The sequence below is a fragment of the Paenibacillus solani genome, from assembly GCF_050475945.1.
Classification (GTDB): domain Bacteria; phylum Bacillota; class Bacilli; order Paenibacillales; family Paenibacillaceae; genus Paenibacillus_AQ; species Paenibacillus_AQ solani_A.
The window spans coordinates 29,749-55,059 of record NZ_JBCMXJ010000028.1; the positions used below are offsets into that span (position 1 = coordinate 29,749).

General features: G+C 42.4%; 17 protein-coding genes and 2 pseudogenes. 4 read left to right on the top strand and 15 right to left on the bottom strand.

Translation table 11 applies throughout. From position 1 onward, the window contains the following. Window positions 1–62: 62 nt before the first annotated feature. The 8 genes and pseudogenes from ABEQ74_RS29035 to ABEQ74_RS29070 all read right to left on the bottom strand — a co-directional run bounded on the left by ABEQ74_RS29035 (window position 63) and on the right by ABEQ74_RS29070 (window position 9,999). Window positions 63–1,934 (bottom strand): UvrD-helicase domain-containing protein, encoded by a 1,872-nt coding sequence (locus ABEQ74_RS29035; RefSeq protein WP_430125682.1) that lies wholly within the window; start codon window positions 1,932–1,934, stop codon window positions 63–65. After that, window positions 1,927–3,831, bottom strand: coding sequence for an ATP-dependent nuclease (locus ABEQ74_RS29040; RefSeq protein ID WP_430125684.1), 1,905 nt, complete (start codon window positions 3,829–3,831; stop codon window positions 1,927–1,929). The genes ABEQ74_RS29035 and ABEQ74_RS29040 overlap by 8 nt, the downstream gene beginning before the upstream one ends. Window positions 3,832–3,895: 64 nt before the next feature. Further along, window positions 3,896–4,297, bottom strand: coding sequence for a hypothetical protein (locus ABEQ74_RS29045; protein WP_430125686.1), 402 nt, complete (start codon window positions 4,295–4,297; stop codon window positions 3,896–3,898). A 254-nt stretch (window positions 4,298–4,551) separates the two neighbouring features. Further along, window positions 4,552–5,184 (bottom strand): thioesterase II family protein, encoded by a 633-nt coding sequence (locus ABEQ74_RS29050; protein ID WP_430125753.1) that lies wholly within the window; start codon window positions 5,182–5,184, stop codon window positions 4,552–4,554. Between the two features lie 166 nt (window positions 5,185–5,350). Beyond that, complete coding sequence (locus ABEQ74_RS29055; RefSeq protein ID WP_430125688.1) at window positions 5,351–5,515, bottom strand: hypothetical protein; 165 nt, start codon at window positions 5,513–5,515, stop codon at window positions 5,351–5,353. A gap of 46 nt (window positions 5,516–5,561) precedes the next feature. Next, complete coding sequence (locus ABEQ74_RS29060) at window positions 5,562–6,077, bottom strand: phospholipase D-like domain-containing protein (RefSeq protein ID WP_430125690.1); 516 nt, start codon at window positions 6,075–6,077, stop codon at window positions 5,562–5,564. Next, window positions 6,058–6,388, bottom strand: a pseudogene (locus ABEQ74_RS29065) (nucleoside triphosphate pyrophosphohydrolase). Before ABEQ74_RS29065 ends, ABEQ74_RS29060 begins: the two are co-directional and overlap by 20 nt. Window positions 6,389–6,915: 527 nt before the next feature. Beyond that, a complete protein-coding gene (locus tag ABEQ74_RS29070; protein ID WP_430125692.1) occupies window positions 6,916–9,999 on the bottom strand; it encodes a metallophosphoesterase in 3,084 nt (1,027 codons plus the stop codon). A gap of 987 nt (window positions 10,000–10,986) precedes the next feature. On the opposite strand from ABEQ74_RS29070, the gene ABEQ74_RS29075 reads away from it, so the two are divergent. From ABEQ74_RS29075 to ABEQ74_RS29090, 4 genes and pseudogenes are all read left to right on the top strand, one after another. Next, window positions 10,987–11,571: an MCP four helix bundle domain-containing protein gene (locus tag ABEQ74_RS29075; RefSeq protein ID WP_430125694.1), complete on the top strand. Its 585-nt coding sequence runs from the start codon at window positions 10,987–10,989 to the stop codon at window positions 11,569–11,571. Further along, window positions 11,535–11,651: pseudogene (locus ABEQ74_RS29080) on the top strand (hypothetical protein); the annotation flags it as partial. The gene ABEQ74_RS29075 and the pseudogene ABEQ74_RS29080, both read left to right, overlap by 37 nt. Before the next feature lie 9 nt (window positions 11,652–11,660). Next, entirely contained in the window at window positions 11,661–11,798 is a 138-nt protein-coding gene (locus ABEQ74_RS29085) for a hypothetical protein (protein WP_430125755.1), read from the top strand. Window positions 11,799–11,867: 69 nt separating this feature from the next. Beyond that, the gene (locus tag ABEQ74_RS29090) at window positions 11,868–12,608 is read left to right on the top strand and encodes a methyl-accepting chemotaxis protein (RefSeq protein WP_430125696.1); all 741 of its coding nucleotides are present in this window, start codon (window positions 11,868–11,870) and stop codon (window positions 12,606–12,608) included. Between the two features lie 239 nt (window positions 12,609–12,847). On the opposite strand, the gene ABEQ74_RS29095 is transcribed toward ABEQ74_RS29090, so the two are convergent. The 7 genes from ABEQ74_RS29095 to ABEQ74_RS29125 form a co-directional block, all read right to left on the bottom strand. Then, the gene (locus tag ABEQ74_RS29095; RefSeq protein WP_430125698.1) at window positions 12,848–13,177 is read right to left on the bottom strand and encodes a hypothetical protein; all 330 of its coding nucleotides are present in this window, start codon (window positions 13,175–13,177) and stop codon (window positions 12,848–12,850) included. Window positions 13,178–13,431: 254 nt separating this feature from the next. Continuing rightward, window positions 13,432–14,157 carry a thioesterase II family protein gene (locus ABEQ74_RS29100; protein ID WP_430125700.1) on the bottom strand — a complete coding sequence of 242 codons (726 nt, stop codon included), beginning with the start codon at window positions 14,155–14,157 and terminating at the stop codon, window positions 13,432–13,434. Between the two features lie 156 nt (window positions 14,158–14,313). Then, window positions 14,314–15,099, bottom strand: a complete 786-nt coding sequence (locus ABEQ74_RS29105) for a hypothetical protein (RefSeq protein WP_430125701.1) — start codon at window positions 15,097–15,099, stop codon at window positions 14,314–14,316. Then, a complete protein-coding gene (locus ABEQ74_RS29110; protein WP_430125703.1) occupies window positions 15,096–15,803 on the bottom strand; it encodes an ABC transporter ATP-binding protein in 708 nt (235 codons plus the stop codon). Before ABEQ74_RS29110 ends, ABEQ74_RS29105 begins: the two co-directional genes overlap by 4 nt. Next, window positions 15,804–16,172 (bottom strand): GntR family transcriptional regulator, encoded by a 369-nt coding sequence (locus ABEQ74_RS29115; RefSeq protein ID WP_430125705.1) that lies wholly within the window; start codon window positions 16,170–16,172, stop codon window positions 15,804–15,806. 142 nt (window positions 16,173–16,314) lie between these two features. Continuing rightward, entirely contained in the window at window positions 16,315–17,607 is a 1,293-nt protein-coding gene (locus ABEQ74_RS29120; protein WP_430125707.1) for an MFS transporter, read from the bottom strand. A gap of 95 nt (window positions 17,608–17,702) precedes the next feature. Next, window positions 17,703–25,271, bottom strand: coding sequence for an amino acid adenylation domain-containing protein (locus ABEQ74_RS29125; protein WP_430125709.1), 7,569 nt, complete (start codon window positions 25,269–25,271; stop codon window positions 17,703–17,705). Window positions 25,272–25,311: the final 40 nt, after the last annotated feature.

The window sequence follows — 25,311 nt, forward strand, 5'->3', positions numbered from 1 at the left end:
TGCACTTTTCTTTTCATATAACGAAGAAGATATGATTCTCAAGTAGGATGCATACCTTACTATTATACTTTAAATATACGATGAATGTCCCATCCTACGGCAGCCAGTTCTTCTAAATGCTGCTCACATCCATCTTTATGTGCCGCGACACAAAGCATATGTGTCGGACGCGTCATTCCAACATACGCCATTTTTAAACTACTTTGAAGTGTTGCTCCACGTGGGGGTGTATGGTTGCCTTTTAAATATCCCATGATGGATTGGATGTCATATTGTCTATAAAAAGTTTCAAGATATAAAGTTGCTGTATGTGTTTCACCTTTTACACTATGGACAGTGCAAATATCAATGATGATTTTTTGTGCTTCTCTTTCATGAACATAAGTGTCCTCTTTTTGTTCAGGTGCAAGTTGTATTGCTGCTGGCGCGTCTAGAAATAATTGCAATTCTGGCCTAATTGCAACACCAAATTGCGGACAAACTCGACCGCTAATAAAAGTTCTTATATCACCTGAAATATCCTGATTTCTATGCAATTGTTGACACCATTGAATTAGTTTAAGTTTCAAATCATCATGTAGTACCTTGTGTTCGTTACTCAATAGCTCATTAAATGAGGCCTCAGTAAAATGTACGCGATTGGCTCTTCTGATCCCCAAAATACGTAAACATTTTAATATGGCTCTAATTAAAATTTTCTGAAGTTCAGCTATGGAGTCACGTCGATTATCGTTTGCTACTTTAATGTAATCTAAAAGGCTCTCATAATCTTGTTTTTGTTTTCCGCCCAACTTACCATAAGAATTAAAGTAAGAAGGTATTGTGTGTCTAGAATTTGGCTTACTGACCCATCCAACGGCTTTAAATATTTTCTTATCAGTTCGATGTAAATCTTTTTCAAATATGAGATCTCCAAATTTCGGTATAACTTGAGAAATGGTAGCATCATCAAAAACAATTAGTTTTGGACTTATATTTGGTACTGCTGGATTACCTCGTAGATTCTGAGGTGTCGGACATATTTTCTTGACTCTTTCAGCAATCATTGGAGAAAACCTCTTGCTATCAGAGATGGATAAGTGATTAGTTTGTATTTGCCAAGATGAATTATATATTGCCTGATTACTATCTCCAATTCTCTGAATTATTACTTTTGAGTTGTCAAAAGCTCGATCCAAAATGTCTTGTTGTTTTGTATCAGTGTCCTGCATCTCATCAATAAACACATAAGCAAATCTCTCAGAGATCAAGTCTCTTAGATTTGGAAATTCACGCAGATACCAGTAAGCAAGTGAATAGGCATCATCGTAACAAAGTATACCTTCATTTAATACCTCTTCCTTCAAGGATTTTACATTTAGATAAGTTGGTGTGGTAGGGCCAACAAAATATGTTCCATCGAGTGTTTTGGATATGACATTAAAGTCACTTAAAGAAAATTTTAAATCAGGCAAATATATATTATTTCTTTCTAAGTAACTCTGTGTCCCACGAGAAAGTGTTCGCTTCTTCCTCTCTAAAAATTCCCGGTGAATTTCATTGTCAATTCTAGCAGGTCGTTTACCAAACTTTTTAATGTAGGCTGGTATTGCCAGGAACTTATTTACGAATGATTGAATAGTTCCAAAATGATTTGGATACTTAAATAGTATTTCTGCTTTATCATCTAATCTTTCTCTTATTTCATTTACTGCAACATTTGTATGAGTAAGTACACAAATACCTTTGTTATTCTTCAATGGGAGCTTCTGTGATAATATTGATAACTTAGCAAGCAATGCTGTAGTCTTCCCACTTCCTGGACAAGCCTGAACATCCTTCGATTCCAAACAGCGAATCACAGCACGTCTTTGATCGTCAAAGGATTCTCCAGCAGGAAGCAACACACGCTCAACCAGCTCAATTTCATGATCTTCAATGCTAATGCTAAGCACCTGTCTCAACTCCAGCCCCGCCAGTAGCATATGTAATTGCTTCGACGATATAATTAAGATTCGGGTCTTCTATGACCCGCTTCTTTAAATCTTCCTTATTCTTAGTTTCCTGAAGTATTTTTGCTAGACATTGTGCTACGATTGCTTTAGACACTGAATCTGTAAGCAATATTCCGTGATAAATATTAAATGCGACTTCATCCCGTTTCAGTTCTGCGTTTTCCCATGCTGCTAAATTGTTTTGTACTTCATCGTCACATTCTTTCTGCTTGTCTTCAGTTAAACCGTATTTTTCACTTCCCTCAATTTTTTTGGCATATAGTACAGCCCGATATAATTCATTTGTTAAACAACCTGCAGCCATATCATATTCTAATGTCCAGTACGGGGAGACAAATGCCTTCACGAATTGGCCAGTATAACGGTCAATTTTGATCTGCCGAGGATTCTGTCCGACATAATCCATCGAAGTTTTAGCATCAGCCTTTACGCGTTTATAAATATCCGGCCTTACATCATTGTCCGTAATAACTGCCACAGGAATATTCATCTTTCCTAACGATTCGTCCTGACGTAGAAAAATTCTACTATAACGCAAAAATGCCGTGCTTCCAACGTTAACAATCGTAGCACCATAGTTAGAGAGCGGTCTTCCAATGATCTCGGCTATTGTAGGAATAAGCAGGTTTTCTGCGTCACCTTCAACTAAAATAACTCCCTTTGCAAAAAACAAATTTGCTTTAGTGGAATCCAAAAATCTTTCCAAGAAGGAATAATCGCCTTTGTCCAATTTTGTACTTTTATGATCCATCGAAAAACAAAAGCCATTATTACAAAGTATCAAATTGCTGAGAGAAACTTTGGAAGCTAGTACAGTGCTATGTGTCGTCAGAAGAAGCTGAATACTTTGAGAATCGGCCTCTCTTTGTAAAAATTCAATTAATCGTAGCTGAGCCTGTGGGTGAATATGAGCTTCAATCTCTTCAATCAAAGCAATTTTTATCCCAGTATATTCATCACGATCTAAAAGTAATAGTTCCACTGCGATAAACAGAAGGTTGTGAGATCCAAGTCCGAATTTATTAGAGGATAATTGCAAGCTTAGTTTTTCTAATATAGATCTTAGTCTCATATCAGTCACGGAAAAACTAGAAGTAAGTGGCGAAGTTATAGGTGAAAATTCTTTTAAGTATGTGTTTACTTTCTCAAGTAACAATTTGCCGTTTTGATCATCTAAATCTATTTCTCCGTCAGTACCTTTAAAGTACTGTTCAATCATTTCATTCGCACGAGCCATCGCTTGTTTAAGGTGATGCATATCTTTATCTTCAAATGCTTGATGACTGTCTAAAATTTGCGACAATCGAGAGTTTTTTCTTGGTGTCATTTCATTCTCAGCATCGCGTAAAGGCTTTAGATATGTAGCTTTAAGCAATGCCCTTGCTTCACTGCTCATTTGACTCCCTTCATCATCGCTGCCTGCTTTTACATCAAAAAAGACGCGTCTTCCCTTACGTGTTGCTTTCAAAATCACCTTCAAATAATATTGGTGCACACCATCTAATGTTTCTATACTTAACCATTCGAGAAAGTTCTTTGCTTCAATTGGCTTCATATCCCTAAAAATGCAAATGATTTTCAGTCTATCAGTACGATCTCTTTCTTCTGTTTTATCATTTGGCATATGAAAATCATCGTACTCGATTTTCATGAAGTCGTTGCTTTGTGTAGTTAACACCAACTTGACCGCATCAATAATAGCAGTTTTACCGGCATCATTTTCGCCAACAATCAAGTTTAATCCGGGGTTGAGTTTTAAGCGTAATCCAGGTTGGGAATCATCAGCCCCGCAACCATATTTTCTAAAATTCCAAATACTAAGTTCTGACAAATACATATTTACAAAACTCCTTTCAGGAAATTTTAGGAAGCGCAAATCTTTATCTGTCCCTCAGCTCAAATCAAAGAGATAGCTTAACTCTGACCACTAACGGATGTTCCGTCAGCACGCATATAACCGCTAACTTCATGATCTTCCACATAATGCACACCTGGATCCTCGTACTGATCCGCCATTTCCATATCGTCCGCAAAATAGAATCTGCAAGCATCATGGCACCGATCCCAAGAGTCGCTATGCAAAAAGCATATGGCCGTCTGAATGTTCTGCTCGTAAAAAAGAAAAGCAATGCTGCTACTCCATTGACAATCAACAGCTTGTCACCCATATGTATCTCGTAAGAATGATTCAAGACATAAATGAAACCGCCCCACAGGAGCGTGTTGTACAGCAACCCGAGCCAAAACATCGGGTGCAAGATCATTCGGATAATAACATAAATCTTCCAAATGATTAACAGCACTGCTAGTACCCCTAAGATGAAAGCCTCTTCTCTATCTCCTTCGTCTGCTATACTATGTTATTTGCTGGCAAATCCAGTTAATCACATAGTAACATATTACTATTTATTGCAGTATATGATTCTGTAGAACTATATTATCCACTACAACTAAAAGGCTGTGGACATCATCGTCCACAGCCTTTTACAAGATTTTAAGGATTCGAATCGGTTTATGTAGATGCCCATCGCCTCAAGCACTTACCACCAATGATCAATCAAATATCATATGAATGCCTTCCAATACAATCAGGAAACAACTCCCCCATCCTCCTCGTCAATAACCCGATCAGCAGCTCTTGCTCACTATGAATGAAGAAGTGATCACCGGGCAGCATGTGCAAGTTGAATTCACTTGCCGTCAGCTCTTTCCATGCCTGCAGCTGATGGATGTTCACTTCGGGGTCTCCACTGCCTCCAAAAGCTGTAATTCCGCATGGAAGAGGCGGTCTTTCCTGATAAGTATATGTATCACACAACTGAACATCGGCCCTTAATATAGGCAGAATAAAGTTCATCATATCATCGTTATTCATGATCTCTGCAGGTATTCCGTTCGGTTTACGGAAGAATTGCTTCAGTTCATGTGCAGGAAGGTCGTGGCGCAGCTCCTTTCGATCACTGGCTAATTGGGGTGCACGGTAGGCAGACACGAATAGATGCTGCAACGCTCCAGTCTCCAGCTTCACCAGCTGATGAGCGAGCTCATAACATAATAAGGCTCCCATACTATGACCAAACAGCATGAGCGGTTTGTCAGTGAATGGGACTAGCTCTTTCAATAATGCGGGAACCAGCTTGTCTACCTCTGTATATCTGTCCTCTACAAATCGGCTCCCTCTCCCGGGCAGCTGCCGCCAATACTTCTACTTCCTCAGGAAACAATTCCGCCCATTCATGATAGATGGATACATTGCCGCCAGCATAGGGTAGACAAATCAAGCGCACCGCTGCATTAGGATTCGGCTTCCTGCAGACGATCCATGGGCTGGAGTAATTGAGGGAATAAATATTGTTTCACTCCTCTGCTTCTTCTTCTAACGTTCTCTCTAAAGCATCAAGAGCAACAATTTGACCAAAACGTGGATGAATGGACGCTTGTTCGTCGTCAGGAATCTTATGCTCTACAGGAGGGCTATCGTTTTCGGTTCGGTACTCATTCTCCTCCATTTCGGTTATCATTCGAATTAACTCTGGATTTTTACGATGGTACGTTCGATATTCTTCTTCATACAGAGAAATGGATGGTGTTGTCATTCAAGGGTAGAGTAGAATCATGATAAAAGTTTTGCATAAACTTCTCTAACGCGACTTGGAACGTATAAGACTCGGACTTTGCATTCATAGCCAGGTCCCACTCCATCCCCATTCTCATGGCAGACATGGAAAAGTTAGAGGAACCGACGATAAGGAGCCCTTCACTGTTTTCGTAGTCAAACAAATAGGCCTTTGGATGAAAGGAAGTTCCCATACTACGCCATAATCTTGCCTTCAGTCGAGTATCAATATCACATAATGCCTGCAGACCTTCCGGCTGCGTAACAAATAAATAATCCCCAGCGAGAACCTTTACCTCGGCTCCCCGTTCGATCGCATCTTTCAAATGGGGCGCCAATAAACGCACTCCCGACTGCATAACGAACGAAGTCATAATATAGATTCCGGAAGCATTCTGCATCCCGGTGATTAAATCATCTGCTAAGTTTTCCGTAATCAATTTGACATTAAGCGTTGTCGTCGACATCGATTAGATACACCCGTTCTTGGAATCCGCCTCGAGCTTCCGCCTTCTTCTCTCTCAAGGCTTCAAGCTCTTCCCATGTTGCTCCATGTACCACCGCCAATGACCGGATAACCTCAAGCATATCAGCAAGCTCTTCCAATGACTCCTTTGAGCTTTCAGCGGCAAAGTATTCTTCCGACTCTTCTTTAAGCTTTTATGATCAATTCTTTCTTATACTCTTCCTCATCCAAGATCCGTGTGCGAAATTCTTTGCCTGTAGCTTCAATGACTTGGGGAATCAGATCCCGAACTAGCTTATTGTAAACTGGCATAGATTCTCATCCTTTACATGGTTAATTATGTATTTATATTGTATCATAACAATGAACCGAGTAAGTCTTCCTGAACTCAGCATCAAATAAGGAAAATTGAGAACAAGTAACAATGAAATTCCGTTTTACAGTGAAACGCAATCAAAAAAACCGGTGGTTTACTGCTAGTCCCACTGACGATATTTCGTACAAAGTCAGAGAATCAAGCTCGAGAATGATATAAATTTTTTTACAATTTTTGTCATTAATGACCGCGAGAAATCCAGAATGTGATCTTACTAAAAGAGATATATGCCTAGATGTTGGTGTCTTCTAGTCTCGTCACTCTAGACATCCTTACGGGCCGAAACATGATCATCGATTCTTCACTTGGAAAGTATCATACAAAGACTAATCTTGAGAAAATAGGGACGCGAAGTCCTTCGCGTCCCCATCTTGTCATCGAAATCCTCAATTTTTTGAACCGAGAATTCCCACATTCCACCTTCGCTGCCGAAAATATCTCTAGAAGAAGTGTTAGTATCATATCATTCAATTTTTTTGTGTTTATTTAGTAAATCACTTGTTAGTAATCCTTGCTTGATACGCCCTTTAGCATGAGGATTTCTGGATTTCCGTTTTTCGCTTATTAATTCTGATAGTAAGTTCACTAATTGTTCTTGCTCAAGCTTAGGCATTGCGTAAAAAGTTTGATAATATAATAGCTTCGTCATAATTATTTCTTTGATAAGACTCGATCTAGTACCTTTATACAAGGTTTGGTATTTTCCAATATAACCTTCTAATCTTAAATCACCATATAAACCAGTGAGCACTAGTTTTTCAAAATCGGTTTCAACTTTATCGATTAACTTTGAGATCACTACTTTTAATTTTGGGGAACCTAAATCTTTAACTACAATTGTCTGCATTACAATAGGAATTCCTATTGTAATCATATAGAGTAGTTCGTCATCACTGTCTATTGCTTTACCTTCTTCGATATCCTTTAATGCAAATTCATACAAAACCTTATATAGAAGCCCAATTAACACACAATATTTCTCAACTGATATTTTAAGCGCTTCTAATTTTAATTCCATTTCTACTAATTCACAATTTCTAAGAACATTTGAATAAAGCATTAAATTGTATATAAAATGTTCCTTTATATAATTTTTCCTAGTCTTTTTATATGCTGATGAATCGTCAACAATTATATCATTATCCAGTATAACATCTTTTTCTTCTTCAGATAGTTTCATAGATTCAATCTTTTCAGATACAGCATCATCATCTTTGAAATTGGCTAAAATCTCCCTAACGGGAAGATTTGATAATTTATCAATATCAACAATGTTATCTATTTCTTTAAATGAATTTAATAAGCGTTTCTCAATCAGTTTCAAAATGTCGTAGCTTTTAGTTTTTTGGTTTAATCCAGTATAGTAAACGATTTCATTTGAAAAGCTTAGATAATTATTTTCATGAGTAATGAAATCAAATAGCTCTTTGTCTTCATTCATTTCTAATGCAATAAAGTATTCTAGAAAACAGGTAAATCTAAAATAAATAAATTCATTTACTATGATCAGGATACCTTTATTAAAAAATGTTTGCCTTAAATCATGGTCAATCTCTAGTCCAATTTTATTAAAGTAACTAACATACATTTCTTCAAAAGCAGCTTTCTCAATGTAATACTTATCTCCCCTGATCATTTCTTTAGCTAAATATGTTAGAAAGTCAATCTTAATCTTAAAACCAATTGTCTCATATTTTGATTCGTCGGGATTTAGTTTCTCTAATAAGGTCTCAATAAAATTATCTATAACTGAAGCCTCGTTAACAGGGGTAAAATTGGCTTCTTTTTCGAGTATCCATAGCATCAATGAAACAAACATAGGGGTGCGAGGCAGACCAATTTTTTTAATACTTGTCATTACATTTTCTAGTATTATATCATCATCAATTTTTTTGAATGAAAACCAATTTTTCACTAATTGTCTAATTTGTCCTCTTCTAAAAGAATTAATATAATGAATCGCATATTCAAACCCTAAGTCTGGAATGTCTTTAACATTCATAGTTTGAAGTATATCTTCTTTCATTGTAAGAATAAAACGATTTAGATTATAGGTAGTGGCAAACTCTTGTAACTTCCTTAGATTTTTTTCATTCTTTAAATTGAAATTGTCAACCAGTAGAATACAGTTACCTTTCAAAAGATTCTCATTTACGTCAAAATCATTGATATCGTAATTGATAAGAAAATTCGAAATTGCTTTTTGAAATACATTTTTTCCTTTTGGTATATCATTAAAATCAATAATGATTGGAATCTTTAAATTATCGTGTCTTTTTAAATAATAGTTACAAATATAATTTAATAGAGTTGTCTTCCCCATTTCCTTTTTACCTATAAACAAAACATTATATTCTGCGTTAAGAACTCCATCTAATTCTATGTCTTTATCATCCATAATTTGTTCATTAGCCTTATGACTATTTTCGGGTCTAGATGTTAAGATAGGGGGAACAAATATTTCATTGATGTCTTTAGGTGCCATTGAATCAGAGGCTACTGATAATAGTTTATTATTTATATCAGGAAAAGCCTTATCTTTTAAAATCTTCTTAATTTGAATGTTTTTTTTTAGAAGTGAGTTGTCCCGATTTTTCAATAACGGAAACGACAATTTTCCCTCTTCAGCTACTCTTTCTGCTTTACCAAAAACCCGTCTACCTCCTTCAAAATATTCTCTACATATAATTTCAAGTTCATTGGAGGAAAAATTCAACTTAATAATTGAATAACCATTATATGCCCTCCCTTGGAACAAAGAAGCGCATTTTAAGAAAACAGTATTATGATTATCAAATGCAATCCCCTTATAATTTTGTGTGTGGATGTGGCCTGTTAAAACCAAATTAAATCCAATTATTAATCTATCGTAAACCGATTCTCTATCAAACTCTTTAAGCCATTCCAATGGATGATGTACCATGGCAATTTTATAATCACAACCCATTAAATTATCTATAGCATTATCAACCTGTCTCTCGCCTAGAAGAATTTTCCCGATATCATCATCGCCACCAAAAGCCCCCCATGCCGAATTCAAGCAAGCTAGCCCAATCTTAAAACCATTTTGATTTAATATATATGTAGAAAATAAAGGGTTTCGTGTATGCAAGTAATTAGTTCCTTTATGGATATCTTGAACAAAGCTATGGTATTTATCTAGCCTTACTAAAAGTTGTTTTTGGTTTTCTATCTTATCAATAAACGAATTTAAAACATCCCTATTAGAAAACTTATCAGTCAAATTTCCATCAATAAACTCATTTATTACACTCCTATCAACTTCATGGTTACCAGGGACTATATAAAATTCATTTATTGTTAAACCTGTGGTTTCTAATAAAGGTTTAATAAAGTTCTCTACAGCTAAACTGTAACTTTCTAAATCATCCCCCCTGTTAATTAAATCCCCATTAAAAAAAATATAGTCAAATTTTAAATCTTGTTTTTGGATATCTTCTATTAATGCCTTAAATACAATATTTATATCTTTAGCGTATCTTTTGTCATAGTGCAAATCGGATAAATGCAGAATATTTTTTTCCATAATTTCCTCCTAAATATGTATTAAATAAAACACTGGAGACATACTGTTTTAACAAAACTAAAATTAGGGGTAATAATATGAAACCTAGCAAAATTCTGAGGGGAATAATGGGTATGAAGGATAAAGCTCAAATAAAAAAAAAATTAAAAGAACTTTCTAAGAAGGTCAATGACAATAAAAAAATAGATTAATAACCATAATTTGTCCATTAATAGAAAGGACTTCTTAGAATAATCACCCCATCTATAGATGGTAATTAGCTTGTGCCTTAAATCAATAATTTGGTAGATAGTTCTATGGTATCATATTCCCTAATTTTTGGTATGCAGAAATAAATAAAGTCGATCAAATTTAGGCCTCTGAATATTGAAGCCGTAATCATCCTGGTTCTTCACCCATAGCTCCTTACAAAGCGAGAACTGCACCGTCAGTTCTATATCATCCTTGGCTACGAAGACATTGATAAATAGTTCGCTTTTTTATGATCAGCGGTTCTATCTGGTCTGACTTTGCCTTGGCCAACCGGTTCAAGTCGGTCTGGAAGCAAGGACGACAGCTTGCCAATGAGATCGAAGTCGATAGCCTGCTTGTCACCAGACGAAGATTCCGTAATAAGGTCTCGCTCCCCGTAACTTTTCCTTACTTAGAATTAAATCCGTGTTTGTGTAGTCTTCGCCATCTACGCTTCGATCTCATAACATCCAGTAGATAACGTCATAATGTTCAAGAGGTTGTATCGCCACAATCACTTCATCCGATAAACTCTTGATCATTGGCTCCGCCTTTCATCTTTCGATAATTCCCCTCTAAGATGTGAAGATAGTGTGTGTTCTTAGTAAAGTGTTTTTCGAGCTGAGCCGCCAGGGTTCTGCAAAGATTCGGCCTCTTTAATGTGACTTTTCTTACATTCAGGACTTTACACTTAGTTATAAATGTATGATTCTAATAGGTTTTAACAAATTTTTATGACATAAGAGGGGCGACACAATGAGATTGACATTAAGTAAGAAATTATTTTTGGGGTTTCTAGCAGTCATTATTATCCTGGCAGTCATAGTTGTTATCAGCTATACGAGGATCACGGCTGTGAATACGGTCTATGGAGATTTAATCGATGATAAGGCCCGGAAACTTATTATGATCCAGGAGATGGCGATCGCTATCAAGCAAGAGAAGCTAGCACTTCGTAGCAATTTAATTCTAGGCAACGAGGAATCGTTGCAAGAGATATCCGATTCTCACGACAACTATTTGAAGCTTAGTAAGAATCTCGCAGACATGATCGTTTATCCAGTGGCAAAGAAGCTTCTTAGTGAGCTGAACCAGATCGAGGACCAATTCTATCAGCTGTCCAGCCGCGAGGCGGAATTCAAGAAGCAAGGAAATACTGAAGCGTATATGAACTTGATGAAGACCGAAGGACATAAGATTACCGAGGCATTCGATCAGAAGTCAGTGGAGTTTACCTCTTACCAGCAAAATGTTCTGAATAAAGGACATGAGGATACTCTGGCTACCGTTCAATTGATCAAGACTTGGGTGCTAATACTGGGTATTTTCGCCACTTTATAAGGTGTAGCCATCGCGATTTATTCGGAGGCCGCCAAGAAAATTGCAGCAGGAGACCTGAGATCGGCGAGTTAGCAGCTTCCTTTAATCAGATGTCCGGAAACCTGCAGGAATTGATCCATCAGATCAATTTAAATGCCGAACAAGTGGCGGCAACGGCTGAAGAATTGACGGCCAGCTCTGAGCAGACCTCACTTGCGGCCGAACAGATCGCTGCTTCCATGCAATAGGTAGCAACCGGCGTAGATAATCAGTTTAAAACAATCGGCGAGTCCTCCCATTCGATTAATGAAATGTCCATGGGTACTCGCGAAATCGCCCAAAATACAAAGAGTGCATCCGCTGCAGCAGTCGAGGCTCATGAAAAGGCAGCGGAAGGGGCTCACGCCATTCAAACGGTAGCAGAGCAGATGCAATCCATCCAACATACCTTTGGTGAATTAGATGAAGAGATAAGACGGCTGGGCAATCGTTCGAATGAAATTGGCCAAATAGTAGAAGTGATCAAGGAGATCGCCGCCCAAACGAATCTACTAGCATTAAATGCATCGATCGAAGCGGCTAGAGCAGGGGAATATGGACAGGGATTTGCTGTCGTGGCATCAGAGGTCCATAAATTAGCCGAACAGTCGGCCTTATCCGCACAGCAAGTATCGACCTTAATTAATTCGATCCAGAGCGAAACGAGCCAAACGATTCATTCCATGCAAGTCGCAAGTAAGAAGGTTGCAGCAGGAATCGGTGTAGTAAACACAGCAGGGCAGTCTTTTGAACATATTCAAGAATCGGTTCATGCTGTTACAGCTCAAATCCAGGAAGTATCCTCAGCAGTGCAACAAATGTCTGCAGGAACGGAACAGATGGCTCACTCCATGCAGTATATTACAGAAGTATCGGAGAACACTGCGGCTGGTACGCAGGAAGTAGCTGCCTCTGCAGAAGAACAACAAGCAACCATGAAGGGAATTTCCATCGCCGCTCATTCTTTATCCGATATGGCTGAGCAGCACCGGACAACCTTGGAGAAATTTACTGTTTAGTCCATTTAGTAAGAACAGCGGCCTTCGCGGTTGAAGGACTAGGAAGAATCAGCCTGAGGTACCTACTACTATGACTATGGAGTCAACAAGGTAGTACTCGGTCTCGTGGAGCTTGCAAACGGCAGGGTAAACCCTGCCGTTTGTTACTGCACATAGCTTTGGAAAATAAAAGGCCGTAGATCATATGATCTACGGCCTGTTCAGTATTAAACCTAACACTCTACCCCACACAATTAATGTCATTCATGCGTGCGAGCTTCATAAGATCGGACGCAGACCATCCGATTCTCAAAATAAGAATCCGCAAGCATCATGGCACCGAGCCCAAGAGTCGCTATGCAAATAGCAACGACATATGGTCGTCTGAACGTTCGGCTCGTAAAAAAGAAAAGCGCTGCTGCTACCCCTATGACAATCAACAACTTGTCACCCATATGTATTTCGTAAGAATGATTCAAGACATAAATGAAACCGCCCCATAGGAGCGCGTTGTACAGCAACCCGAGCCAAAACATCGGGTGCAAGATCATTCGGATAATAACATAAATCTTCCAAATGATTAACAGCACTGCTAGTCCCCCTAAGATGAAAGCCACTTCTCTATCCCCTTCGTCTGCATACTATGTGATTTACTGGCAAATCCAGTTAACAACATAGTAATATATTACTATTTATTGCAGTATATGATTCTGTAGAACTATATAATCCAGTACAACTAAAAGGCTGTGGACATCATCGTCCACAGCCTTTTACAAGATTTTACGGATTCCAAGCGGTTTAATTAGATGCCCACAGCATCAAGCACTTAGCGAGCATAGATCGATCAAATATCGTATGAATGTCTTCCAATACAATCAGGAAACAACTCCCCCATCCTCCTCATCAATAACCCAACCAGCAGCTCTTGCTGACTATGAATAAAAAAGTGGTCGCCAGGCAGCATGTGCAAGTTGAATTCACTTGCCGTCAGCTCTTTCCATGCCTGCAGCTGATGGAGGTTCACTTCTGGGTCTGCACTGCCTCCAAAAGCTGTAATTCCACATGGAAGTGGCGGTCTCTCCTGATAAGTATATGTGTCACACAACTGAACATCGGCCCTTAATATAGGAAGGATAAAGTTCATCATATCATCGTTATTCATAATCTCTGCAGGTATTCCGTTCAGCTTACGAAAGAACTGCTTCAGTTCATGGGCAGGAAGGTCGTGGCGCAGCTCCTTTCGATCACTGGCTAATTGGGGTGCACGGTAGGCAGACACGAACAGATGCTGCAATGCCCCAGTCTCCAGCTTCATCAGCTGATGAGCGAGCTCATAACATAATAAGGCTCCCATACTATGACCAAACAGCATAAGCGGTTTGTCAGTGAATGGGACAAGCTCGTTCAATAATGCAGGAATCAGCCTGTCTACCTCTGTATATCTGTCCTCTACAAATCGGCTCCCTCTCCCGGGCAGCTGTATCGCCAATACTTCTAATTCCTTAGGAAACAATTCCGCCCATTCATGATAGATGGAAGCATTGCCGCCTGCATAGGGTAGACAAATCAAGCGTACCGCTGCATTAGGATTCGGCTTCCTGCATACGATCCATGGGCTGGAGTAATTGAGGGAATAAATATCGTTTCACTCCTCTGCCTAGTTTTGCTTAAAGTCCGTGTTCAAAAAGGCCCGTTTTCAGCGAACTTTTTGAACAACCTCTCACAATTAGATTTGAAGCGCTCTATCCACAAGTCTACTGCTAATCCAGACAAGCATGATGGAATAGATGAGCTGCACAAGCATGGTTCCCAGCGAGAAAATAGTCAGTTCAGATAATACATTTGTGGCATGAAACATTTCATACTGATTTAATAGAATAGGTTGAATCCACTCTGTCATCGCTGATGTCAGCATTCCCCATGATGTTAACTTGGAGTAGCCTGCTGTTCCATGAAATAGTGCTTGAAACAGACCTGGTATTAATAGAAAGCCTGCGACCAGGAGCAATCTGAACCGGGTGACACTTTTCCATATAATGACCGCACACATAACTTGGCTGCCTGAGAGAATAGCCATAATCATCGTGCCGAGAAGGATCACCCAAAATTCAGACATAAACCACTGGACAGCTTGAATGATCACATCATTATTCGCTTCCAGTATGAAGCTGTACAGCAAGGCCAATACGCCGTTACAGACGAGAAGAGAAATGAGCATCATAACAATTCCAGCGGCAAACTTGGATGTGACCAGCACTAAGCCTGAATGAGGCAGGTTCAGCCAGTGCGCTAACATCTTATTCTTCCATTCAACGAATATGGAGTAGACTATCCAGACAGGAAGGTAAATAACATGGAATAATATCATCACAAGCATGCTATAGAGTAAGATTTGGGTCTCATCGAGGAAGAATAGGGATGTTGCGCCAAGCAGGATGACGAGTGCATTGATATAGAGCCATATTTTCGCTGCTCTGAATTCTTTAATAAACAACGTTGTCCAAGATGTCATACACAATACTCCCTCATCACATTTAAAATACTTTGTGCACGCTCTTCCCGAATCTCTTCAGCTGAAGCATAATGCATCATCTTTCCTTGTTTCATGAAGATGACATAGTCCAGATACGGTTCCAGCTCGGACACCTCGTGCGAAGAGATAACGATGGTCTGCTGATACACTCCGCCGAAGTGGACAAACATCTTCAGAAGTCCTTCCCTTACGAACGGATCCAGTCCCGATAAAGGTTCATCCAACAGCAGCAGCGGTACCCTGCGTGCCAGTGCGATGGCCGTGTTCAGCCGCATTTTGTTACCCTTCGACAGCTGCCCTACTTTCTGGTTCATATCAAACTCCAGGAACGTCACGATCTCTTCTGCCGCCTCCCTTACGAAGTCCGGATACACCTTCTCGGCGTAATCGACCGTTTCCCGGATCGTATAGAAAGAATAGAAAGACTGATCATCAGCCACATAAGCAATATGCTTGCCCGATTGCCGCGTAACTTTAGACCCATTCAAGGTAACTTGGCCTTCTGTGGGACGCATTAAACCCGCAATCAAGTTAAGTAGCGTGGTCTTGCCGCTGCCATTGAGCCCGAGCAATCCAACAATGCCTTGGTCCGGTAAACGAAGAGAAACATTATGTACAGCCGTGTTGCTGCCCAATCGCTTAGTGACATGATCTAGCTCAACCGTTATTGAATTCTGCTGCAATTATGCCCCACCTTCCTTCTTGATTACTTCGGCAAGCTGCTTCTGGATGTCCTCATCACGAAACCCCATCTGCTTCATCGAGTTATAGAATGCTGTTACCTGGACTTCAGCCATCTGTGACTTTAACTTGTTTATAAATTCAATATCATTCGTAATATATGATCGTTGGCCCCGCTGCTTCTCAACGACACCATCCCGCTCCATATCCATATATGCTCGTTGAATGGTATTGAGGTTTACTCCTAATTCTACCGCTGTTTCTCTTACAGGAGGCAGCTTGTCCCCGGGACGGAGTGTTCCATTACAGACCCGTTGATAAAAATCATTCTTAATTTGTAAATAGATCGGCTGATCATTGGAGAATTTCATTTCATTATTTGCCCTCACTCTACTAGAATCCAGCTAATTGTAGTTTATTCTAAAATATGGTATGAGGCAAACATATTTAAAACAAAAAACGCCCTGCCTTCATATTCATGAAGAGCAGAGCATGATCTCATAAGGCATATAACTAACCTCCTTGTTCCATAGCCTGCGGTCCCCTTCGAATTCCTTTAACACTGAGCACCACAACAAACAAGATTAGAGCGGCTATGGAACCGCTAAGCATTAATAAGGTGGAAATCGTCATGCCACTCGTCAGGAGCAGCGGCACAATCCCGGCGGATATCGGATACAGACCTGTAGATGCTAACGTAAATAAACTCATGCCTCTGCCAAGCTTATCTTGATCCAGACTCAGCTGATACACCGTAACCAGCATCATATTTCCATATGCCGAGCACAGTCCGGTAAATACACTTATGATGATGGCGTAGATAAGTACATTCACGGAACCCAGTCCTACAATTCCTAGACACAGTAATATGAAAGCTGAGTATGCCCATATCGCCATGCTTCCCTTCGGGCGGAACAAACCGAGCAGCACGCCCCCCGCAATGCTTCCCAGAGCGAATGAGGTTTGAAGATAGGTGAGATCCAGTGCACTTCCTCTAAAGACTTCCTTCACTAATGTCGGAAAGGCCACACTCACAGGACCTGAGACGAAGAATGCGGCAATGCCTGCGGTAATGATGATCGAGAGCTTGAAGGAGTCTTTTTTTATGTACACCATACCTTCCTTAATTTCCTTCATCATGGACGGCCTAGCCTGCTCTTGTGCATTAACTGTAAACGGCTCCCGTACGAAAAATAAACAGACCGCTCCTAAAAAAAGCAGCAGACCTAATATAGCAAACGTTAACTGAAAGGAACCAAATGCAATAAGCAGACCTGCAAATGCCGGTCCGGCAAAGCTCCCCAGCTGCTGAATAATAATATTCACACTGTTGGCTACCCGCAGTTGACCAGGCTTCACGATCGTGGGAATGATGGCGCCTGCCGCCGGCCAATAAAAGGCCTCCAATGTACCGAATAAAGCTGCACATGCGAGCAATACCCAGAAGTTTAGCAACCCAAGAATCATAAGTACGGCCATCGTGGCTAATATGAGAAAGCGTATGAAATCAGACAAGAACATAATCTTCGATTTAGGGAAACGATCGGACATGACTCCTCCAACCGACATTAACAACAGTCTGGGAATGGCCGTGACCATCAGGACAAAACCCAGCATAGCCGGCTTGTTCAAATAGTCAACAACATACCAGCCCTCCACCAGCATATACATTGGCGTTGTCAAGCTTGTGAATATGATCGAGAATAGAAAAAATAGAAATGTTCTGTTCTTGAAAACGCTCCGTTCTTCCGATTTGTATACAACGGTCTCTGCAAACGGCTGTGATTTCTCTGTCTCGGTCTCCATAATACCTCCCCCATGTGGTATGAACACCAGGAGCTGACGCCCAAATACCGAATGATCGAATAAGGCTTTGAGCGTCAGTTCATGTTTAAAGATTGTTATCTGGCGACACCAGTGATCACATTTCTCATCAATTGCTCTTTAAATTGCTCACTTAGCGATTGAATCGTTTGTTGCTTGTACATGAGCCGGCTGTAACCGAACCTGACTTGCAGCTCTCCATCCAAAACGATGGCGTTGATATACAGTGTGAACGGAACCGGGAACTTATCACTGAAAGAATTGCCGATCATATGCACCGATTGTTTGAATTGTGTTCCCAAGCTTTGATCAACCCTTCCATGGTAGTTGAAGCTGATCTCCGGCTGTAGCTTAAAGCATGGGAGCTGGCTTGCTTCGGAAGGAGCTAAATATTTAAGAATACTGTATCCGATTCCCTTATTCGGCACCTTGCGCAGTATATCAGTTACTCTGTGTTTCGCCTCCTGCCAATCTGTTGTCGTCATCGGAAGGAGGACAGGAGAATGTGCGTTGAACCATCCAATCGTGCGGCTAACGTCTACTTCCTCCATAATTTCTTCTCGTCCATGGCGCTCCAAATTGATGAACACATGGTCCTGACGACTCCATGTACTGATCGTTAATCCCAGAGCAGTTAGCAGCACTTCATACGGCTCAGCCTGCACGCCTTGCTCCGTGACCTCGAATAACTTGGCCGTCTCCGCGGCGCTCAGAGTGACGAGCTCTACCTCCATATCGCCAAGGGTCATCATCTCTGCCAGCTCCAGATCTTTAGGCAATGAAGTGATGGGAGCTTGCTGCAGCTGGGTCCAATACAGCACTTCCTGCAACAGCTCTTCACTTGCCGCATATTGCTGCAACCTCTCACTCCACTCCTTATAAGAGGTTGTCTTAGGAGGAAGTACAATTGGCTGCTGCGTGGACGCCTGCTGATAAGCTGATATAAAGTCATCGGTCAAAATATTGCCTGACACATCATCCATTACCAGGTGATGGACAGAGATAACTAATATATCCCTGGAATCCATATGGAAAATAGTTGCCTTAACAAGCGGTCCTTCATACAGGTTCGTATTACGGCTTAGTTCATGGATCATCTCGATCATCCGAGCTGATCCATCAGCTTCATCTCTTAGATCTACGGATTGAATACTGTATAGCCCCTCATTGGTTGCGCGAATAAACTGTACGATCTCTCCTTCCTCTTGTTTGAAAATCGTACGCAGTGCGTCATGATGTTTTACCATTTGTGAAATAGCCAGCTCTACCCATCCCTGTTTCCATCCATCATCATTACTAAGCGTTATATTAATGTTCACATCATGAATATGCTCGGGCATCAGCTCGAATAACCAGCGCTGAATTGGAGTGAGCGGAACCTTCCCCTCAACCATGTCTTCCTCATGATGTGTAACGGCAGTCAAATGCGGAATGATCCCGGCAATCGTTGGGTTCGCATACAAATCTCTCATTTGCAGCTTGAGATGCTCCTTATACAGCTTGGCTATCAACTGCATACCCTTAATGGAATCGCCGCCAAGATCGAAGAAGTTATCATTTATTCCTATGCTTTTTCGTTTAAGTAATTCCTGCCAAATACCCGCTATAGTGTGTTCCATTTCCGTTACAGGTGCTGTATAAGCTGTACCCTCTTGCTCGTAATCGAATGTTCTCGGCAATGCCTTGCGGTCTACCTTGCCATTGGCATTCAGAGGGAACTCATCCATGATGATAAATAACGAAGGAACCATATATTCAGGCAGCCTGGTTAAGAGATACTGACGCCATGGGGCTGGTGCTTCATTCGCTTGATGGGTATCAACCACCAGATAAGCAACCAGCTGCTTGTCCTCTGTGACATTCACCACCACATCCTTGACAGCGGGGTGCCCGCCAAGCACAGTCTCAATTTCCCCGAGCTCAATCCGGAAACCGCGAATCTTCACTTGATTGTCTAAGCGATCCAGATATTCAATTCGTCCGTCAGGCATATAGCGTACCAAATCACCGCTCCGGTAAAGACGCTCCTGCCCATCCGCGCTGAACGGATTCGTAACGAACCGTTCGGCCGTCAGCTCCGGACGGTTATAATAAGCCCGCGCCAATCCATCCCCGCCGATATACAATTCACCCGGCACTCCGATGGGAACCATCTGCATCTCCTTGTTCAGCACGTAGGTCTCGGTATTCCCAATCGGTGTGCCAATTGGCACAACATTTGTCTCGAATACCGTCCGGTCAATGGAATAAGTCGCAGCAAACACGGTGGTCTCGGTCGGTCCGTACCCATTGATTAACCGGTGCTCTCCCAAATATTCAACAGCTTTTTTGACATGCCTGACCGATAGCTTTTCCCCGCCAATCAGAATCTTTCGGAAACTGTTTAAACTGCTTACATCCAGGTCTACCAGCGTATTGAATAAGGCTGCCGTCATGAAGGTTACTGTGATCTGCTGTTCCCGGATTAGATCGGACAGCTCCTGCGGATTCAGCAGCACATGCTTCGGCACAATGACCAGCTTAGCGCCGTTCAACAAGGCTGCATAAATGTCGAACGTTGAGCCGTCGAAAGCGTAATTGGAAAGCTGAAGCACGTTGTCCTCAGGTCCAACCTCAATGTACCCGTTATTGCGCACCACTCTGACCACATTGCGGTGCATGGTTAAGATTCCCTTCGGCTTGCCCGTGGAACCGGACGTATACATCACATAGGCCAGATCGTCTCCTGAACCGGGCAGGTTCAGGTTCGTGACCGGCTCTTCGTCAATCCGGTCACGATGCGCATCCAGGCACACGACCTGAACTTCGCCGCAAGGCAGCCTGTCCGCCAGTTCCTGGTGAGTAAGCAGCACCGCAACTTGCGTATCCTCAAACAGGTAGGACAAGCGCTCCGCCGGATAGCTTGGATCAAGAGGAACATAAGCCCCTCCCGCCTTTAGAATTGCAACAATGGCTACATATAAATCCAGATCCCGTTCCAGGGACAGCCCCACCATATCACCAGCTCTCACGCCGATACGGCGCAAATAGTGCGCCAGCTGATTGGCGCGCTGATTCAATTCAAGATAAGTTAATTCACCTGAATGTGACATAAGGGCAATCTGATCTGGTCTAAGCTCCGCCTGCTCTTCGAACAGTGCGTGAAGCGTCTGGTCACGCGGGTAGTCTATCGGATTTTTGCCGAAAACAAGCAGCTCTTCTCTTTCCACTTGTGTAACAAGCTCAAAATCTGACAAGCGGAGGTCGGGTGCAGCCAACACTTGTTCAAGAATATATTCAAAATGCCGAACCATCCGCTCGATGGTTTCACGTTTGAACAGATCTGTATTGTATTCCAGCATGATATTCAGTGTTTCACCTGATGTGATGGTCCAGGTCAGATCCACCTTCGAATTGCTCCAATCCACGTCCTCCTGTGTCACCGTAAGTTCTGGAAGAGTCAACTCAGCAGTGTCCAAGTTCTGAACAACAAATAACGTGTCAAATAGCGGATTACGGCTGAGATCCCTTTTGACTTCAAGCTTTTCTATCAAATCCTCAAAAGGGAAATCCGTATGTTCATAAGAAGAGATAATCCGATCCTTGACTGCACCTAAAAAATCTCGAAATGTCTGGGCCGCTTGCGGGCAGGCCCTGAGTGCAATCGTATTAACGAACATCCCCACAACTCTCTCAATATCTGGCTGGGTGCGTCCGGCAACAGAAGAGCCGACTACCATATCGCTTTGTCCCGTATATTTGTAGAGCATTGTATAGTAGGCAGCCAGCAAGGTCATGAACAAGGTCGTGCTTTCCTTGGAATTCAGCACATTAAGCTGATCCATCAGCTCCGGTTTTATTGTGTAAGAGAACAGCGCTCCGTTAAATTGCTGTACTAGCGGCCGAGAATAATCTGTCGGCAGCTCGAGCACAGGCAATTCTCCTGCAAACTGGTCAAGCCAGTATCGCTCTTGCTGCTTGTAAGCTTCAGATTGTACCAAATGATTCTGCCATGCTGCAAAGTCTTTATATTGAAGCTCTAATGAAGGCAGCGATTCATCCTTATAGAGCTTCGTCAACTCATCAACGATGATGCTGATGGACGAGCCATCTGAAATAATATGATGCATATCCACCATCAGCACATGCTCTTGAGCGGAGATTTCCAGTACCCCAAAACGACATAACGAAGGCATATTTAGCTGAAACGGCCGTACAAAGGAATGGATTATAGCTGATGCAGCCTCTTCGCATTCCGCCTTGTAATACTCAATATCAGGCGTGACCTGTGGTTCAATACGCTGAACCAGTTCTCCGTCAATCATATGGAAGGAGGTTCTCAGCGACTCATGACGATTAACAATAATCTCAATAGCTTGTGTTAACTTCTCGACCTTCAGCGGGCCTGTCATCCGGAAATTCATTGGCATATTATACGTTGTTCTATTAACGTCCAGAAGCTGGATCGTATAGAGCCTTCTTTGTACAGAAGAGACCCCGTAGTAATCTGCCTCCCGAACAGGCTCAATCGAAGGAAGTGCATGCTTATCAGCACCAGCCAAGTAATTGGCCAATTCCTTGATAGTTGGGCGGGCAAATATCTCTCTGATCGGTAGCTTGATTTCCAGACTCTTCAATACTCTTGATGCGAGTAACATGGCTTTAAGAGAGTGTCCGCCTAGCTCAAAGAAATGATCATGTATACCGACCGGTTTAACCTGAAGGATATCCTCCCATATTTCGGCCAGTAACTGTTCGGTTGAATTGGTCGGGGCGGCATATTCTTTTCCTATGGATGCAGGGAGCACAGGAAGAAGTGCTTTTCGGTCAATTTTTCCGTTAGCATTTAACGGCAGCTTCTCCATCACGATATAGGCGGCCGGAACCATATACTCCGGTAATCGGCTGCTCAAATACGCTCTGATCTCATCCGTCTGCGCATCCGCCTCTTCCTTGCCTACCAGATAAGTAACCAGCTGCTTGTCCTCTGTGACATGAACCACCACATCCTTGATAGCAGGATGCTGTCCTATCACCGTCTCAATCTCCCCGAGCTCAATCCGGAAGCCGCGAATCTTCACCTGATTGTCTAAGCGATCCAGATATTCAATTTGTCCATTAGGCATATAGCGTACCAAATCACCGCTGCGGTAAAGACGCTCCTGCCCGTCCGCGCTGAACGGATTCGTAACGAACCGTTCGGCCGTCAGCTCCGGGCGGTTATAATAAGACCGGGCCAATCCATCCCCGCCGATATACAATTCACCCGGCACCCCGATGGGAACCATCTGCATCTGCTTGTTCAGTACGTAGGTCTCGGTATTTCCAATCGGTGTGCCAATCGGTATAACATTCGTATCAAATACCGTCCGGTCAATGGAATAAGACGTTGCAAACACGGTGGTCTCGGTCGGTCCATACCCATTGATTAACCGGTGCTCTCCCAAGTACTCAACGGCCTTTTTAACATGCCTAACCGATAGCTTCTCTCCGCCAATCAGAATCTTTCGAAAACTGTTTAAACTGCTTACATCCAGGTCTACCAGCGTATTGAACAAGGCTGTTGTCATGAAGGTCACCGTGATCTGCTGCTCTCGGATCAGCTCGGACAGCTCCTGCAGATTCAGCAGTACATGCTTTGGCACAATGACCAGCTTGGCTCCGTTCAACAAGGCTGCATAAATATCGAACGTTGAGCCGTCGAAAGCGTAATTGGAGAGCTGAAGCACTTTATCCTCTGGTCCAACTTCAACGTAGCCATTGTTGCGCACCACTTTGATCACATTGCGGTGCATCGTTAAGATTCCCTTCGGCTTGCCCGTAGAACCGGACGTATACATCACGTAGGCCAGGTCGTCTCCTGAACCAGGCAGGTTCAGGTTCGTGACCGGCTCTTCATCAATCCGATCATGGTGTGCATCCAGGCACACGACCTGAACCTGGCCGCAAGGCAGCCTGTCCGCCAGTTCCTGGTGCGTTAGCAGCACGGCGACTTGCGTATCCTCAAACAGGTAGGACAAGCGCTCTGCCGGATAGCTCGGATCAAGAGGGACATACGCCCCTCCCGCCTTCAGAATAGCCAGAATTCCTACATATAAATCCAGATCCCGTTCCATGGACAGCCCCACCATATCACCAGCGCTCACGCCGATGCGGCGCAAATAGTGAGCCAGCTGATTGGCGCGCTGATTCAATTCAAGATAGGTCAGCTCACCGGACTGTGACATAAGGGCAATCTGATCGGGTGCACGCTCCGCCTGCTCTTCGAACAGAGCGTGAAGCGTCCGGTCACGCGGGTAGTCTATCGGATTTTTGCCGAATGCAAGCAGCTGAGCCCGCTCCTCCATAGGCAGGAGATCTAAATCCTTGATCATCCTGCTCGGATCCGCCAAAATTTGGTTCACTAGTTGCTCCAAATGATTGTAAATATGGGCAACCAAGCTCTCGCTGTATACAGCCTTATTAAAGCTGATCTTAAAGGTCAGCTTCTTGCCGGGAAGAATCAGCAGATTAAAGTCATAATTCGTTTGCTCAAAGGTGTGAGCATCTTGGATGACAAATCCCAGCTCGTTCTTCTTCTCCACGGCCTCTGTATCCAGCGGGTAATTCTCAAATGCAACAATATGATTGAATAGCCCTCCCGCCTCCGAGCTGTCATGCTGTATATCTGCCAAGGACAAATAGCTGTATTGTTCTGATTCGGACGAAGCCTGCTGCAGCTTCTGTAATAATTGAAGGAAATGTTCCTCAGGATTGCACTGTACGCGCACAGGGATCGTATTGATAAACAGGCCAACAATCTTCTCCACGTCTCTAACTTCGGATGGTCTGCCCGACACAATCGTGCCAAACACGGCGTCTGTGGTGTTATTGTAGCGCTGCAGCATGATCCCCCAGATGGCACGAAAAACCGTATTCAGCGTAACCTGATTTTTCTTGGCCAGCTGATCTAATCGCGAGGTAACGAATTCGTTCAATTCGTACACAAGCTCCTGCTGAACATAACGGTATTGCTGAGCTTTGCCTTCTCTGAAGGGAATGTCCGACAATTGATCGAAGCCGGCTAAGTAATCCGCCCAGTATTGCTGTGCCAGCTGCGTATTTTGCTTGCCTAGCCAGCGAATATATTCGTGATATGGCGTCACCGCTTCTAGCCTGACCGGTTCCTGATGGAGCGTCTTCTGATACATGGTGAACAGGTCTTCGAGTACAATGCCAAGACACCAGCCGTCCATCAGAATATGATGAAAGCTCCAGATGAGATGATACTGCTCGGAATCTGTCTTTATCACCGAAAGTCTGATTAACAGATCGCTTGATAAATCGAAGCCTAATTCCCTATCCTTCACCTTAAATTGCTCGATATAAGCCTCAGTATCATCCATATGAGAAACATCAATGAAATGAACGGAAGCCTTTCGCTCCTTCAGTACAACCTGAACAGGCTCGGCCATCTTCTCATGCAAGAATACGGTCCGGAAAATATCATATTTCTGAATCACCAGGTTGAAACTCTCTTCCAAGCAAGCTGTATCAATTCGTCCTTCGAGCGTAAAATCGACCTGCTCAAAGTAAGCGTGTTGTCCCTCGTCATGCAAATAGTGAAACAGCATCCCCTTTTGCAGGGGAGACAACTGGTAAATGTCCTTGATATCACTTTTTTTCAACACACAAACACCTCGTTATCACTAGGAATGGGTCGGGCTT